The sequence below is a fragment of the Maribacter sp. X9 genome, assembly GCF_048537565.1.
Lineage (GTDB): Bacteria > Bacteroidota > Bacteroidia > Flavobacteriales > Flavobacteriaceae > Maribacter.
Window position 1 is genome coordinate 1,287,879 of record NZ_CP183215.1, and the last position, 15,183, is coordinate 1,303,061.

Here is a 15,183-nt window from a genome sequence, read left to right on the forward strand (position 1 = left end):
AGGAGGTCTGTAATTTTTTCATACAGGGTTTAGTTCTTGGTTTGGTTTTTGAGGAATGGATTATAATTTTCTTACTTCCGCTCTCAGAAATAAGTACAATTTTTCTTACAGCATAGTTCAGAAACGCAACCTATTCTGCCTTATTTTATGTAATCGTTCGTCACGTTGACATATGTCAATTCTTATATTGATTTCTTATAAAAAAGAAGGAAATATGAGGTTTAAAATATCTCTTGATAAGAGAGGAATTGTATTTTTTATGAGAAATAAACCATTTTGTAGGGTAGGGGAATCAAAATTTTATTGCAATAACAGGAATAGTATTTATACCTACTGATCTTCTTTCAGTAATCTCGATAAGGTCTCTGGTCTCATCGCCAAATAAGAGGCCAAATATTTTTTTGGGATTCTTTTCATTACCGTAGGGTTATTGTTCTCAATAAAATAATCCAATCTTTTTTTGGCACTCAATATCCTTGACAGATAGACCCTTTCTTCTGCGAAGATGTAATATTGTTCAAGCATTATTCTATATATGTGCCGCATTTCTGAAAAATTGTGGAGACAGTATTTAAAGTCGTCATATTCCAAATAATCGCAATGAGTATCTTCTAAGCATTGAATGTTCTCCCGAGTTTTTTGATTTTTAAAAAAACCTGTTATGGAAGTAAAAATTTCATTCTCTGAATCAATCCATGTTGTAATTTCGTTAGATTCACTCATGTAATATCCACGTACCAATCCCTTTTTGATTAGGTATAACTTATTGCAAAATTCGCCTTCCCTACTAACCATATGGTTTTTGGGAAAAAAAGAGCTTTTTATATTATCCATTAAAAAAGACTTTAGCTTTGGACTTAACGGATAAATGGAATTAAGGTAAAAAACAATGAAAATGTTTTTTCCAATATTCTTCTTTGAGGTCATTCAAAAGGGGATTTTATTTTGAAGAATTAAATATTACGTTAAAAATGTAAAATCGGAATAGGCTATTATTTCAACACATCCACAAATAATATTGAAGGGTTTAACTATTCCATGTTTTCCCTCAAAAATACCGACTCCAGCAATGGGCAACAAATATATTTTTCAATTTTTCTTCAAATATGGTTGTTGCATTCCCAATAAATTTATTGGGTCCATAGTTCGATAGTAAGGTAAACCTAGAAATAAATGATTCGATAGCGTTCGCCAATTGTCATGAAAGACTACGATGAAAAACCCTTCCATTTTCTGGAAGGGCTTTTATTTTATCTAACATTAAAGTGAGGAATGTTGATTGTACGTTGACCTATTTTAATTGTTTAGCCAAGGCTTTTCTCTTTACTCTCGCGATTAGAATGTTTACTTGGGTCATCATTTGTGTCAAATGGATTTCACTAATTCAATAGGTTGAACTATTTTTATTTTAAACAGAAAAAATGGCCTCAGGATTTTTTGCAATACTAGATGATGTAGCAACGCTATTGGACGATGTTGCCGCAATGAGTAAAATTGCCACCAAAAAAACAGCGGGAATACTGGGCGATGATTTAGCGGTCAATGCAGAAAAAGCATCAGGATTCGTCTCGAAACGTGAATTGCCCGTATTATGGGCCATTACAAAAGGTTCGCTACTCAATAAAATTATAATTCTACCGATCGCGTTTTTGTTGAGCGGCTTTTTGCCATGGGCGGTGACTGTAATATTGATTCTCGGTGGAGTTTACCTTGCTTTTGAAGGAGCCGAAAAAATATATGAATTCTTTGTGCCCCATGCCCATACTTCGATTGAAACAGAGGTTAAAGAAATTAGTGAAGCTGAAATTCTTGAAATCGAAAAGGAGAAAATAAAATCGGCCATCATAACCGATTTTATTCTTTCGATTGAAATTGTTATTATCGCCTTGGGGGCCGTCATGAACGAACCGTTGGTTTCTCAAATCATAGTTGTATCCATAGTAGCGTTCTTGGCTACTGTGGGGGTTTATGGCATCGTTGCACTCATTGTGCGAATGGATGAGTTCGGGGCCCGTTTGATTGCGATCAATGAAGAGGACAATAGTATTTCGGACAAAATTGGTAGATTCTTTGTGAATGCTCTTCCGGTCGTCATCAAATCGTTGTCGGTTATAGGAACTATTGCTTTAATTCTTGTTTCTGGTGGAATTTTTGTTCACAACCTTCCATTTCTCCATCATATTTTTCCAAACATCCCTGGTCTAATCGTTGAGTTCGGTGTAGGTCTTATAGCTGGTTTTTTGGCGTTCCTGTTTTATAAGGGCATCAAGAAAATATTTTAGCACGGCAGACTAGGATCGTATTCGTCAGATACTTGCAGGATAATTGGTTGTATGCTAAAGGAAACTGGCTCAATCTCCCGTTTCATTAACTTTGGCAAACTCTTTTTCTACGGTATCATCAGGTTTTAAGATTGGGTTTATGATGAGCCGTACTTTATTTTGATAGTTGAAATAGTTCATCATCCAACTTAGAAACGTAAATAATCTATTGCGTAAACCGTTCAAATATAGAAGGTGAACAGTTGCCCACAGGGCCCACGCAATAAATCCTGAAAATTTTAGATTGCCAGGGAGGTCTGCAACGGCCTTATTACGGCCTATCGTGGCAAGGCTGCCTTTATCAAGGTACTTAAATGGTTTTTCTTCAGTAAGGTTGTTTAGGTCCTTACCTTTTTTAACCAGTTTTGAAATCAATTTTGCAGTATATTTTCCTTGTTGAATGGCGGGTTGGGCAACCCCGGGAAGCCCTCTTTCATAGCGTGGGTCTTCGAAAAGTGCAATATCGCCAATAGCGAATATGGTATCATGTCCCTTTATTCTGCAATAAGGGTCAACCACGTATTTGCCACCCTTAATCAGGTTTTTATCTAGTCCATTAATGAGAGCCCCAGAAACCCCGGCTCCCCAGATAAGCATGCCGCAGGTTTCCGTTTCCCCGTTCTTATAGGTGATTGTGGTGCCATCAAAATCTGCGACCAAAGTATTGAACATCAACTCAACCCCCATTTTTTTTAAGGTTGCTAATGCGTTTTTACTGGCGTGAGGTGAAAACCCGACCAATACTTGGTTTGCTCCCTCAATAATTTTTATGCGCATCTGTTTAAAATCCAGATCTTTATAATCTAAGGGCAGTACGAATTTACGCAGTTCAGAAAGTGCCCCGGCAACTTCTACACCAGTTGGTCCGCCGCCTACAATGACAAAGTTTAGCAAACGTTTACGTTCCTCAAATGATCTGGTTAAAGTAGCACGCTCTAGATTCTGGTATATTTTAGTGCGTAATGCTGTTGCATTGGGTAGACTCTTCAGCGGAAATGAATGTTGCATAAGGTTTTCATTTCCAAAATAATTTGGAACCGAACCAGAAGCAATGATTAAAAAATCATAAGGTAAACTACCAATGAAAGTTTCGACTTCTTTTTTATCAGGATTAACACCGAGTACTTTGACCGCCCTAAAGTATACATCGCCCCTTTTACCATAAATACGTCTATGGGCATCGCAGATGGAGGGCGCTTCTAGAGCACTGGTAGCTACTTGATAAAGTAAGGGTAAAAAAGTGTGGTAATTATGCTTGTCAAAAAGAACGAGCTGAAAATTATCTTCGGGAATGTTTTTTATAAAATTGAGTCCGCCAAAACCACCACCGATTATAATAATCCGTTTTTTAGTGGTATTAGGAATTTGCAGGGAAAATTGGGATAAATCGGTTTTTTCTTCCATTGTAAATCGGTATTAAAACTATAAGAGAAGTTAAGTTTTCAACAAGTAGTATCCTAATAATAACATTTATATTGATTTACCTTTAACGTTCAATCATGTATTGTGGATACTGCTTTTATGGATGCGGATTATTGTTAATTGGATAGTTGTATGACTACATATTTGATTTTCTCACGATTGTAAGTATACACAATATGAACGAGACCAGCTTTATCTTGGATAATTGCAGGGTAACTAAACTCCCCTTTATCTTCATCCTCCAATTTTAATAGATTTAACCAGTGTTTCCCGTCTGTGCTGTAGGCTAAATTCAATTTCTGCCTACCGTCTGACCAGTCTTTTCCACTTAAGGTAGGATTATAGACCAACAGAAAATTTCCATTGGCCAGAGTTACGGCATCTACCCCACTATTCGGATTCTTCACTTCGCCTAGTTTCGCTTTGGACCAACTTTTCCCAAAATCTGAACTTATACTTTCCATAAGCCCATTCTGATTACTGCGCATCAAAACTTTCAACGAATCATTGGGGAGTTGAAGTATCGTAGGTTGGATCAACTTTACTCCAGGGTCTGATGGTATTTCTGAGCGTGTCCACGTAAACCCTTCATCTTTTGAAATTTCTATATGCGCTTTCCAAACTTCTCCGTTTTCACTTTCAACGCTAGAGGGCGATACAATTAGACTATCGCCTAGTTGTACGGGCTTGTTTTTTATGGGACCAAGAATTGAATCGGGCAATCTTTTAGCGGCTGACCAATGTTCGCCATTGTCTTTTGAGGTTTTATACATGCCCCACCAGGTTGAGGGTGAAGGCCCGATTTTATAGTATAAAAAAAGTATTCCCTTATTGTTTTCAAACAGTACTGGATTCCAACTAGGGTAACGTAGACTGTCATTTTGTACTCCATCCGCAACTTTTTTTGGAGCTGACCATTTATCGTCTTCCAAATAACTTGTGTAAATACCTACATCTGTATGTCTTTCATGGGTTCCGGCAAACCAAGAGGTCAATATTTTCCCATTTTTCAATTCAACGATCGTAGGCGCATGACATTGTAGAAACGGAGCTTTATCAAAGATAAATTCATTTTTCAGCACGTCTATTTTTGGCATATCGACAGCTCCATTGATAACCTGATTGTTAGTTTGAGCCTGTATTATAAAAGAGAACAGTCCTATTAGTAAAGAACAGATCCAAGCGTTTCTATGCAGAGATTTATTAAAATACATCGTGCTATTGATCAATGGGGCCTTATTTCTTGAAGGAAAAGGCCAGAGCGGGTAATATTTTATTTTTCAAGCTATTGGGAAGCTGTACAATTACTTTACCATCTTTAAGATTCCAATCTAACTTTTCCCCGGTTTCAAGCACTGTTATTTTACTGCCCTTCTTTGGAATATGCTTACCCCACCTCACTTGCTTTGGCATCTTTTCACCTTCCTTTAATGGAACAATGGCAAATAGGTTTTCATCATTAGCTGTAAAAAAAACAGTACCATCGGTATAATCATCAATGGCATGGGTTCGATATATCGCATCACCGTTTTTGTCTAACCAGCTTCCGATTTCCTCTAATCTTTTAACGGCATCCAAGGGGATTATACCGTCCGATTGTGGCCCCACTCCAAGCAGTAGGTTGCCTCCTTTAGATACAATTTCAGACAGGAGTGCGATTACTTTATTGGCCGATTTAAAGGTATCGTTTGGCACATAGCCCCAGGCGTTTCCCAAGGTAATGCAACTCTCCCAAGGATTATCGAGTTTTGTTTCTGGGATCGAACGTTCTGGGGTTTGGTAATTCTCGTAAGGCCCATGAACCGTACGGTCGGCAAAAATGATTCCGGGTTGGGCTTTTCTGGCCATTTCCGCAATTTTTGGCATGTTTACGTTTTGGTCCCAATCTGGGATAGGAGCGCCCCATGCCCGTACTTCATCGGTTACAGTTTCACGAGGTCTGACCCATCCGCCATCCAACCAAAGAATGTCAATCTGGCCATAACCGGTCATCAACTCTTGAATCTGGTTATAGGTAAAATCTTGAAAGCGTTCCCAACGTTCTGGATATTTACGAATATCATAGTTCGGGTTGCGGTCAGGGGTAGCATATTTGTCCCACCAAAAATCTTGTGAATGCCAGTCCGGTTTTGAAAAATAGGCTCCGATCATAAAATCCTTCTTTCTGAACGCATCAAAAACATATTTGGCAACGTTTGCTTTCGGATGGTTCTTAAAAGGCCCGTTGGTAATCTTATAATCGGTCTGTTGCGTATCGAACATATTAAAGCCATCATGGTGCTTGGTAGTGAACACCACATATTTCATTCCTGCATTTTCCGCTGCACTTGCCCATCCATCTGGATCAAAATTCACGGGATTAAAAACAGAACTCAGGTTCCAGTACCATTTTTTATAATCGTTATACGACATACCTTCTGGGCGCTCTAGCCATGGCTCTGAACATAATTGCCAAGATTCTATAATGCCTGGCACCGCGTATACACCCCAATGAATCAGCATACCAAATTTTTGATCCCCCCAGTTTTTTAATTTCTCTTGTACCAGCGGGTCTGTTGGTGCTTCGTAAATAGTGGATTTTTGATGAATGTTGTCTTCTTGAGCAGAACAGGTAATCGTAATGAGAAGGAAAATGGGGAACAGAAATTTTTTCATGGAAAAGTGTACTGGTTATGATGGGGCCATTTTTTGAATAGCCTCGATTAACATAATGATATGCGACAAAAATAATGTTTTAGCGAACACTGATCAATACCGCTTCACAACTTTGTAGGTCTGAATTAAGGATAATGTTTTCTGATTTTGTGCCATCGGTAATTTCAACCGACACCGTATTCGGGGGAGAGTTTCCCAAATTATGCGCGTAAAGGAACAGGTCGTTCGATTTTTTCGGGTCTAGTTTTACGCTAAATTCTTTTTTGGAGTACGTGAGGTAGTATTTCGATACCACCGATATACCATTGAGGTAAATGGAAACAATATCACCATCTTGTCTGCCATGGTCCCAAATTTTTAGGGTGATGTTCTCAGAATTGAATTCTAATTCTTTGGTGTAAGATATTTTTCTACCCTCAAAAGTTTCCCGTTTAACCGGTTTGGTTTGAGATGGTGTTAGTAGATTTTTTTGACTTGGGGTTTTTTGTTTTTTAGTAGGGATGGCATTTGCCAATCGCTGTTTTTCCCTTCGTTCATCAGACATTTTATTGACGATGGAGAAGAAAGGGGTCGCCCGTTTTGCAATTTTAAACTTGTCGTCGGGAAACAATTCTATGGCCACTACCTGATAGCGGTCACCAGAACCAATGTTCTTGGCCAGGTCTATTCCATTCTCAAATCCATCATTCTTAAACGAACCTAATTCCTGTACGACCATTTCATTACGCACCAAAAAAAAGCGGATAGACTTGCTTGTGTCTATAGCCACCGTATTCCATTCCAATGTTATTTTTTCGGGAATGTTCCAAACCGTACTTTGGGTAGGATTTGTAATATTGATTTGTGAACGGACTGTGCTCATGTTATCTTGAGCACGCATCACAACAGGAGTTAGTCCCAAAAAGCATAAAAAAAAGAAAAACTGCTTTTGCATTATCGAAAACATCTTCCAAAGATAGTATTAAAGTCTTAAAGGTTAAACACCTGAATAATTGGCAATCATTGTGCCAGTCGGTTTGATGTTGGATCTTTTTATTAGTATTTAATTGATTAGTTTTAACTTAAAAGACTATCAATTTAAAAAATGATACGTAGTACTAATTCTATAACCAAAAAGGCACTAAGTTTTCTGTTCGTACTTTATGTTTTGGGCTTAATGGTTTCTTGCAAGAACAAGGTTGAAAACACAAATGGAGAAATTGTTGGGGCCAGTGAAGATTCACTACTTGAGTATACTTCATATCGGCCCCATGATGACGATATGGAAATTTCACGGACTTTGTACAAAGACAAATTATACGGTTTTTGGTTAGGACAATGCATCGCCAATTGGACGGGCCTGATTACGGAAATGGATAAAATAGGAATACCGAACAGCCAAGGTAAAGGAGCGGGTTTCTATACCCGAGAGGATTGGGGAAAGCCCGACCAGCCAAATCTTTGGGACTCCAATAAGTATTCTGAAACCATCGATTTTTTAGTTGCCGATGTGGATAGTATTTGGGGTGCTGATGATGATACCGATATCGAATACATTTACCAAGAACTGCTCTACAAAAACAGAACGGCAATATTGACCGGCGAGATGATACGTGAGGGTTGGTTGAAACACATTAAACCTGAAGAGGAAAATTTTCTTTGGGTCTCCAATCAGGCGGCTTATGATTTAATGGAGAAAGGGATGGTTCCGCCAGAGACTGGGTTACCAAAGAACAATCCGCATTATGAAATGATCGATGCGCAGCTGACTACGGAAATTTTTGGATTTTTTGCACCAGGGCGTCCTGAGGTGGCCCTGAAAATGGCCCATTTGCCTATACAGAATGTGGCCAGGGACAATGCAGCGTGGATATCTGAATTCAACGTCGTCCTATATTCCCTTGCTCCGTTAGCGGACCCTAAAAAATCCATTAAAGAGAATTTGGATTGGATGGCCGCAGAGGCTAGAAAGCAATTGCCCAACGATTCCTACTCCGCTAAAATGTATGATTTTGTAAAAGCAAAGTATGCATCTGGTGTCACATGGGAAGAAGCGCGCGATGCCCTTCATGAAAAGTATCAGATACGTCAAGAAGACGGTTATCTATGGGCGACACAAGATACCGTTTGTAACGGTTGTTTTGCGGCCGGTATCAATTTTGGGGCGGGTATCGTGAGTTTGCTGTACGGCGAAGGCGATATAAAGGAAACGATAAAAATTGGAACGCTCTGTGGATGGGATTCGGACAACCCTACCGCTACTTGGGGAGGATTGTTGGGTTTTATGTTGGGTAAGGAAGGGGTTGAAGAAGCCTTCGGTAGAAAGTTTGCCGATAAATTTAATATTCATCGCACAAGAATAGGGTTTCCCAACAATGGCATCGATGACTTTTACCATATGGCAGAAAAAGGAATTTTTATCATTGATCGGGTAGTGCAAGAAGAACTTGGTGGTGGTGTGGATTTGGAGAAGGATATGTGGTATATTCCTAAAAATAGCGGGTTTTAAAGAACGTTAAAATTTGGAATAAATCCAAAATATAGGAAATAATCCATAATTTAGTCCTCTCTTTTAATGTGATGGACAAAACGATTTTACACTTAGATCTTGATACTTTTTTTGTGTCCGTAGAACGACGGCTAGACAGTAAGTTGCTTAAAAAGCCGCTTCTTGTCGGGGGCCTTAGCGATCGCGGGGTGGTGGCGGCCTGTAGTTATGAGACACGCGGATACGGGGTGCATTCGGGCATGCCCATGAAAATGGCCAGAGACCTATGCCCCGAAGCGATTACCATTAAGGGAAATGCAAGTACCTATAGCCAATATTCAGATGTGGTCACCGATATCATCAAAGAAAGTGTACCCCTTTTTGAAAAGTCGAGCATTGATGAATTCTACGCCGATCTCACGGGAATGGACCGTTTTTTTGGGTCCTACAGGTATGCTTCAGAATTACGGCAAAAAATCATCAAAGAAAGTGGGCTTCCCATTTCCTTCGGGCTTTCGGTCAACAAGGTAGTTTCAAAGGTGGCCACCAACGAGGCGAAACCCAACAATCAGTTAAAAATAGATTTCGGTTTGGAAAAGTCATTTTTGGCACCGTTGTCCATCAAGAAAATACCTATGGTGGGCGAAAAGACCTATCAGACGTTACGAAACCTGGGCATGCGTCAGGTACGAACCATTCAGGAAATGCCGATAGAGGTGATGCAGCGCGTATTGGGTAATAATGGTACGGTAATTTGGAAAAGGGCCAATGGTATCGATAATACGCCCGTGATACCTTTTTGTGAACGAAAATCCATTTCTACAGAACGTACTTTTGACCGCGACACCATCGATATGGTAAAATTGAAAGGTATTCTGGTGGCCATGACTGAGAATTTGGCCTACCAACTGCGTCGCGGTGAGAAATTAACGGCCTGTATTTCGGTAAAGATCCGTTATTCTGATTTTAATACCTACTCAAAACAATTACGGATACCCTATACCAGTGCCGATCATATGTTGATCCCTAAAATTTTGGAACTCTTCAGCACATTGTATAATCGAAGGTTGTTGGTGAGGTTGATAGGCATTCGGTTCAGTCACTTGGTATCGGGCAATTACCAGATCAATCTGTTTGATGACACCGAAGAAATATTGAGCCTCTACCATGCCATGGACCATATTCGGAATCGCTATGGTGATAAAAGCGTCATCCGCGCTGCGGGTATGGGAAAGAATACCATTGGGCGTATGCATAATCCTTTTAACGGGCAGCCGCCTGTGGTGTTGGCGCATCGGAAGCTATAGTTGATGGTTGTTGGTTTTCTGTAAGGACGAGCCGAGTTGAGGTCTTTTTTAGTGGATTAGTTAATAAAGGAGTGAATAAACTGTCTTCGCAAGGGGACACGACGAAGCAATCGGTAGCATGTGTGTAGCGAGTTCAAAAAAACCTTTCTGGCTAATTTGCATCATATTGCTTCGGCCGAAATATCCCCGCAACGACGTTGCTAGGAAAGAATAGAATAAAGAGTATAGAAAAAGAGAATAGACCGTGTTGTGCCATGCGTATGGGGTAGTGAAAAGCGAAGGAGTTTACCCCCGGTTCACTGAGCGGAGCCGAAGTGCAAACCATCAATCAAAACACATCAACTAGAAACTGGAAAATGTATTTAAACTGCCACACATACTACAGCCTTCGCTACGGAACTTTTTCCGAAGTGGAACTTTTGCGTTTGGCACAAGAAAACGGGGTGGTGCGATTGGCCTTGACTGATATTAACAACACTTCTGCCTGTTTGAATTTTGTGCGAAAAGCATCGGCGTATGGTATAGATCCTGTTTTGGGAATCGATTTTAGGAACGGAGTGGACCAATGTTTTGTGGGTATTGCCAAAAACAACGAAGGGTATCTGGAACTGAACGATTTTCTTTCGGAACATCTACATCAGGAAATAAAAATACCACCTATTCCCCCAAGGTTTAAAAACGCCTATGTCATATACCCTTTCGAAAAAGTACTACTTAATGAAATGATGAATTTTGAAGAGCATGAATACATAGGGATCTCTATTGCTGACCTACGTAAACTACCCTTTTCAAGAATGTTGCGATTAAAGGATAAACTAGTGGTGCAGCAGCCCGTTACCTTTCGCAATAAAAGTGATTTTAATGCACATCGACTTTTAAGGGCGATAGATAAAAACGTATTGTTGAGCAAACTTGAGAAAACCGAGGAGGGTAATGAAAATGAGAAAATGTATCCCGTTGAAAATCTGATGGCCGCTTTTTCCGAATATTCCTTTATTCTCGAGAATACCGAACGGCTTTTAAATACCTGCTCCATTGAGTTTGATTTTTCCAAAGGTCGAAAACCACAAAATCTAAATACATATTTAGGCAATAAGAAGCAAGACGAGGCCCTGTTGGAAAAGCTTTGCCATGAAGGGCTTTCTTACCGCTACCCAGAGGGTGGAGAAGGTATTTTAGAACGGTTGGATAAAGAATTACAACTGATTAAAAGCATGGGTTTTATTTCCTATTTTCTGATTAATTGGGACATAGTTTCAGAGGCCAGGCGGCGAGGTTTCTTTTATGTGGGTCGCGGTAGCGGTGCCAATAGTATCGTTGCCTATCTATTGCGTATTACCGATGTGGATCCAATGGAGCTAGATCTTTATTTTGAGCGTTTTATCAACTTGTATCGCGCTAATCCACCCGATTTCGATATCGATTTTTCGCATCGTGACCGTCCGGAAATGACCCAATATATTTTTGATCGTTTTGAGCATGTGGCCCTTTTGGGTACCTATGTGACTTTTAAGGAAAAAGGGGTGGTTCGGGAACTCGGAAAGGTCTTCGGACTTCCCAAAAGTGAAATCGATTTCCTTTCCGAAGGCAGATATGATGTTTTAAAACTAGATGAGGTTTCTAGGTTGGTGTTGAAGTATGGGCGGCTCATCATGGGAATGCCCAATTATTTGAGCATACATGCCGGGGGTATATTGATCAGTGAAAAGCCACTACATTGGTTTTCTGCTACGCACTTTCCTCCCAAGGGTTTTGCCACTACCATGTTCGATATGGTCATTGCGGAAGATGTAGGGCTTTATAAATTTGATATTCTAGGTCAACGAGGGCTGGCAAAGATCAAAGAATCGATAGATATCATCGCCTATAATCAACCCGATAAGGCTACTAGTTTTGATATTCATGATGTCAAGGAATTTAAAAAAGACCCCAAGATTAACGATTTGATAAAGACGGCACAGTGTATGGGCTGTTTTTATGTAGAATCGCCCGCCATGAGGATGTTGCTCAAAAAACTGGAGGTTGACAATTATTTGGGATTGGTAGCCGCTAGTTCCATCATCCGTCCGGGCGTGGCGAAAAGTGGTATGATGCGGGAATATATTTTAAGGCATCGCAATAGGGGCAGAGCTGAGGAAAAAGCACATCCCGTAATGTTGGACATTATGCCAGATACCTATGGCGTCATGGTGTATCAGGAAGATGTGATTAAAGTAGCCCACCATTTTGCCGATTTGGATCTGGGCGAGGCCGATGTATTGCGACGAGGGATGAGCGGGAAATTCCGTTCAAGAGAAGAGTTTGAAAAAGTACGCTTGAAGTTTATAGGGAATTGTAGAACTAAAGGCGAGCCAGACGCCGTTATTTTTGAAGTTTGGGAGCAAATCGCGAGTTTTGCAGGGTATGCCTTTGCTAAGGGACACTCCGCTTCCTATGCCGTAGAGAGTTACCAGACCTTATTTTTACGGGCCTATTACCCTGTTGAATATATGGTGGCCGTTCTCAATAACGGGGGCGGCTTCTACCATTATGAGTTTTATGTGCACGAGGCACGCATGTTGGGAGCCAATATACATCCCCCGTGCATCAATAAAAGTAACGGTTCAAATTGTGTTTTCGCAAGGGATATTTACTTGGGTTTTATCTACCTGAGAGATTTGGAGAATCGTGTTATAAGTAGGATTTTAAAAGAGCGTTCGGATAATGGTCTTTACCTTTCCTTGGAAGACTTTCTAGATCGGGTTCTAATCTCCATAGAGCAGGTAAGCATTCTCATCCGTATCGATGCATTTCGTTTTACAGGAATCAACAAACATCAACTTTTGTGGAAAGCACACCTATTTCTCACAAAAACTACCAAGATAGAGCACCCTAAACTTTTCAAACCCGATCGACAGAAGTTTGAAATACCTCCATTATATACCACTGATTTGGAAATGGCCTTTACACAATTGGAGTTATTGGGTTTTTGCTTGTGCAGTCCCTTTAAATTGTTGGAAGAGGCTCCTAAAAATAGGAATTGTAGTAAGGATTTAGAACGGTATCTAAACCAGTATATTGATATTTATGGCTATTTGGTGACTGTTAAAAATACGAAAACCAATACGGGTAAGCACATGCACTTTGCTACAATGGTGGATCAGGATGGGACGGTATTCGACACGGTGCTTTTTCCTCCCGTTGCGGCAAAATATAAGTTCAGGGGAAAGGGAATCTATCGATTTTATGGCAAAGTGGTGAACGAATTCGGTTTCTTAAGTATTGAAGTCCTTAAAATGAGAAAAGAAGATTACATGCCCGATCCCCGATATGCGGATATGAAAACCAGCACCCAGGTGTTCGAGCAAAGAAAAACGATTGGGTCAGAAGAAAAGGAAGTAGATGTCCAATAAATTTAGAATACTTCAAGCACATAGCCTAATATCCAATACAGTAATAAGAACACAAAAATAGTTCCGATACAACCGCATTTACCACCTCCTATTTTTTTTGCGCCATACCAAGCACCAAAAATTTGAATCAGTTTTTTCATAGGATGAATTTACAATAATCCTTCCTAAGGACTAAAATAATAAATAACCCAAAAAAATATTTATTTAGTTTTTCTGAGCATGCTTACTGAAAACCAAGAACAATACCCCACATAGCAACCAGGCTGGAAGAGTGACAAAGGAAAGAAATACGTCAAACTGTACTGATATAAAATAGAACAAACCAAAACTGATTCCCCAGGCCAATAAAACCGATTTGTTGAATTTTATATTCGCCCATTCCGCATAGTCTTGAACGATGCCTGCTTGTCTATGAAAAAAATGTTCAAAAACGATAATGGCACCAACGGGCGCTAAAATGAAACCGTAGAGGGCCACAAAATCCAATAGTTTCATGGCAAAGGCAGGGAAAAGTCCGGCAACGGTCGCAATCGAACCTGCCAAAATAGTCACCCAAAACGTGGAGGTCTTCGGCATTACGGCCTGGAACGCGAGTCCAGCCCTATAGATGGTGGGGTTGGCTGTCGTCCATCCGGCCAGAACCACGGCAATGATACCAAAGATACCGATCGCGTTATAGGCCAAGGGCCCAGGAGCCACATTGGGTGCTTCACCTCGCGCCAGTAGGGCCTGTGCTTCAGGGGATTGGATGTAAACGGCATACAATAAAGCTGCGGCGATCCAAGCCATATAGTGGCCCACGTACATGCCGGCCGCGGTAGTCCATCCGGCACTTGCTTTTTTAGCAAAGCGGAAGACGGATAGGTCAGACATGCCAATATGCATGGCGGCATTGGCGAACCAAGACCAGAAGAAGACATGCCAAAAGGTGTATTTTATCTGTCCGGGAAAGGGAGCTCCCCCTTCGCCCCAGATATTCCAAAAGTCCTTCAAACTTCCTACGCCCAATTGTTGCAGGGCCACAATCCCACAGGCTACAAATGCTAGGACAATTACGGGGGACATCCAGTTGGCTGCCTTGGAAACGGTATCGTAGCCTTTGGATGCGATCAATGAAATCACCGCGCCAATGATCAGCACGATGATGACCCAGGTAGCTCCGTTGGGCATGGTGTCCGTTAGTTTGGGCATTTCCATATCAAAGGGAATGCCTACGGCGGTGGCCGAAACGGTGATCATCGCCCCGGCCAAAAAGCAAAACAGGATTCCATTTGCCAAATTATACCCAATCACTAGCTTTTTCCCACAGATTTTTTCCAGTTGGTAATATAGGGTCAATCTCCTCTTGACCGCAATTTCGGAAGTCAAGAACCGCCAACTGATAACCGCCATCAGGTTGCCCAGCAGTAGGCCGATGATTAAATCAAAGGCACTTACACCCGTTGTCAAAAACAAGGGACCGATCACGAATTCCGTTCCCGCGGCATGTTCACCGGCATACATCCCGAGAAAACTTTTCCAGCCTTTTAATTTGGATTCAGGAACTGGCTGTCTTTCGAATTCGCCACCGGCCAATTCTTCGATCAATTCTTCTTCGTGATGGTTTTGACTCATGGTTG

General features: G+C 40.8%; 11 protein-coding genes. 4 read left to right on the forward strand and 7 right to left on the reverse strand.

Features of this window, described 5'->3' with window-relative positions:
* Positions 1 to 330: 330 nt before the first annotated feature.
* The gene (locus ACNR9Q_RS05445) at positions 331 to 834 is read right to left on the reverse strand and encodes a Crp/Fnr family transcriptional regulator (RefSeq protein ID WP_419213603.1); all 504 of its coding nucleotides are present in this window, start codon (positions 832 to 834) and stop codon (positions 331 to 333) included.
* A 587-nt stretch (positions 835 to 1,421) separates the two neighbouring features.
* On the opposite strand from ACNR9Q_RS05445, the gene ACNR9Q_RS05450 reads away from it, so the two are divergent.
* Complete coding sequence (locus ACNR9Q_RS05450; protein WP_419213604.1) at positions 1,422 to 2,282, forward strand: DUF808 domain-containing protein; 861 nt, start codon at positions 1,422 to 1,424, stop codon at positions 2,280 to 2,282.
* A gap of 69 nt (positions 2,283 to 2,351) precedes the next feature.
* Here the strand turns inward: ACNR9Q_RS05450 and ACNR9Q_RS05455 are convergent, their stop codons facing one another.
* The 4 genes from ACNR9Q_RS05455 to ACNR9Q_RS05470 form a co-directional block, all read right to left on the reverse strand.
* The gene (locus tag ACNR9Q_RS05455) at positions 2,352 to 3,725 is read right to left on the reverse strand and encodes an NAD(P)/FAD-dependent oxidoreductase (protein WP_419213605.1); all 1,374 of its coding nucleotides are present in this window, start codon (positions 3,723 to 3,725) and stop codon (positions 2,352 to 2,354) included.
* Positions 3,726 to 3,859: 134 nt separating this feature from the next.
* On the reverse strand, positions 3,860 to 4,957 hold the full coding sequence (locus ACNR9Q_RS05460; RefSeq protein WP_419213606.1) for a sialidase family protein: 1,098 nt from the start codon (positions 4,955 to 4,957) through the stop codon (positions 3,860 to 3,862).
* Positions 4,958 to 4,979: 22 nt separating this feature from the next.
* Positions 4,980 to 6,398, reverse strand: a complete 1,419-nt coding sequence (locus ACNR9Q_RS05465; RefSeq protein WP_419213607.1) for an alpha-L-fucosidase — start codon at positions 6,396 to 6,398, stop codon at positions 4,980 to 4,982.
* A 79-nt stretch (positions 6,399 to 6,477) separates the two neighbouring features.
* On the reverse strand, positions 6,478 to 7,278 hold the full coding sequence (locus ACNR9Q_RS05470) for a hypothetical protein (protein WP_419213608.1): 801 nt from the start codon (positions 7,276 to 7,278) through the stop codon (positions 6,478 to 6,480).
* Positions 7,279 to 7,482: 204 nt separating this feature from the next.
* On the opposite strand from ACNR9Q_RS05470, the gene ACNR9Q_RS05475 reads away from it, so the two are divergent.
* The 3 genes from ACNR9Q_RS05475 to ACNR9Q_RS05485 all read left to right on the forward strand — a co-directional run bounded on the left by ACNR9Q_RS05475 (position 7,483) and on the right by ACNR9Q_RS05485 (position 13,564).
* Positions 7,483 to 8,886 (forward strand): ADP-ribosylglycohydrolase family protein, encoded by a 1,404-nt coding sequence (locus tag ACNR9Q_RS05475; RefSeq protein WP_419213609.1) that lies wholly within the window; start codon positions 7,483 to 7,485, stop codon positions 8,884 to 8,886.
* 71 nt (positions 8,887 to 8,957) lie between these two features.
* Positions 8,958 to 10,172 (forward strand): DNA polymerase IV, encoded by a 1,215-nt coding sequence (gene dinB, locus ACNR9Q_RS05480; protein WP_419213610.1) that lies wholly within the window; start codon positions 8,958 to 8,960, stop codon positions 10,170 to 10,172.
* Between the two features lie 356 nt (positions 10,173 to 10,528).
* Positions 10,529 to 13,564 carry a DNA polymerase III subunit alpha gene (locus ACNR9Q_RS05485; RefSeq protein ID WP_419213611.1) on the forward strand — a complete coding sequence of 1,012 codons (3,036 nt, stop codon included), beginning with the start codon at positions 10,529 to 10,531 and terminating at the stop codon, positions 13,562 to 13,564.
* Positions 13,565 to 13,566: 2 nt separating this feature from the next.
* Here the strand turns inward: ACNR9Q_RS05485 and ACNR9Q_RS05490 are convergent, their stop codons facing one another.
* Together ACNR9Q_RS05490 and ACNR9Q_RS05495 are read right to left on the reverse strand one after the other, a co-directional pair.
* Positions 13,567 to 13,704 carry a hypothetical protein gene (locus ACNR9Q_RS05490; protein WP_419213612.1) on the reverse strand — a complete coding sequence of 46 codons (138 nt, stop codon included), beginning with the start codon at positions 13,702 to 13,704 and terminating at the stop codon, positions 13,567 to 13,569.
* Positions 13,705 to 13,768: 64 nt separating this feature from the next.
* Positions 13,769 to 15,178, reverse strand: coding sequence for a purine-cytosine permease family protein (locus tag ACNR9Q_RS05495; RefSeq protein ID WP_419213613.1), 1,410 nt, complete (start codon positions 15,176 to 15,178; stop codon positions 13,769 to 13,771).
* Between the last annotated feature and the right edge of the window lie 5 nt (positions 15,179 to 15,183).

Excerpts from the sequence above, each read along its gene's own strand:
- dinB (WP_419213610.1), top strand. The coding sequence starts at position 8,958 with ATGGACAAAACGATTTTACACTTAGATCTTGATACTTTTTTTGTGTCC.
- ACNR9Q_RS05465 (WP_419213607.1), bottom strand. The coding sequence starts at position 6,398 with ATGAAAAAATTTCTGTTCCCCATTTTCCTTCTCATTACGATTACCTGT.
- ACNR9Q_RS05445 (WP_419213603.1), bottom strand. The coding sequence starts at position 834 with ATGGATAATATAAAAAGCTCTTTTTTTCCCAAAAACCATATGGTTAGT.
- ACNR9Q_RS05460 (WP_419213606.1), bottom strand. The coding sequence starts at position 4,957 with ATGTATTTTAATAAATCTCTGCATAGAAACGCTTGGATCTGTTCTTTA.
- ACNR9Q_RS05490 (WP_419213612.1), bottom strand. The coding sequence starts at position 13,704 with ATGAAAAAACTGATTCAAATTTTTGGTGCTTGGTATGGCGCAAAAAAA.
- ACNR9Q_RS05495 (WP_419213613.1), bottom strand. The coding sequence starts at position 15,178 with ATGAGTCAAAACCATCACGAAGAAGAATTGATCGAAGAATTGGCCGGT.
- ACNR9Q_RS05485 (WP_419213611.1), top strand. The coding sequence starts at position 10,529 with ATGTATTTAAACTGCCACACATACTACAGCCTTCGCTACGGAACTTTT.
- ACNR9Q_RS05455 (WP_419213605.1), bottom strand. The coding sequence starts at position 3,725 with ATGGAAGAAAAAACCGATTTATCCCAATTTTCCCTGCAAATTCCTAAT.
- ACNR9Q_RS05470 (WP_419213608.1), bottom strand. The coding sequence starts at position 7,278 with ATGCGTGCTCAAGATAACATGAGCACAGTCCGTTCACAAATCAATATT.
- ACNR9Q_RS05475 (WP_419213609.1), top strand. The coding sequence starts at position 7,483 with ATGATACGTAGTACTAATTCTATAACCAAAAAGGCACTAAGTTTTCTG.
- ACNR9Q_RS05450 (WP_419213604.1), top strand. The coding sequence starts at position 1,422 with ATGGCCTCAGGATTTTTTGCAATACTAGATGATGTAGCAACGCTATTG.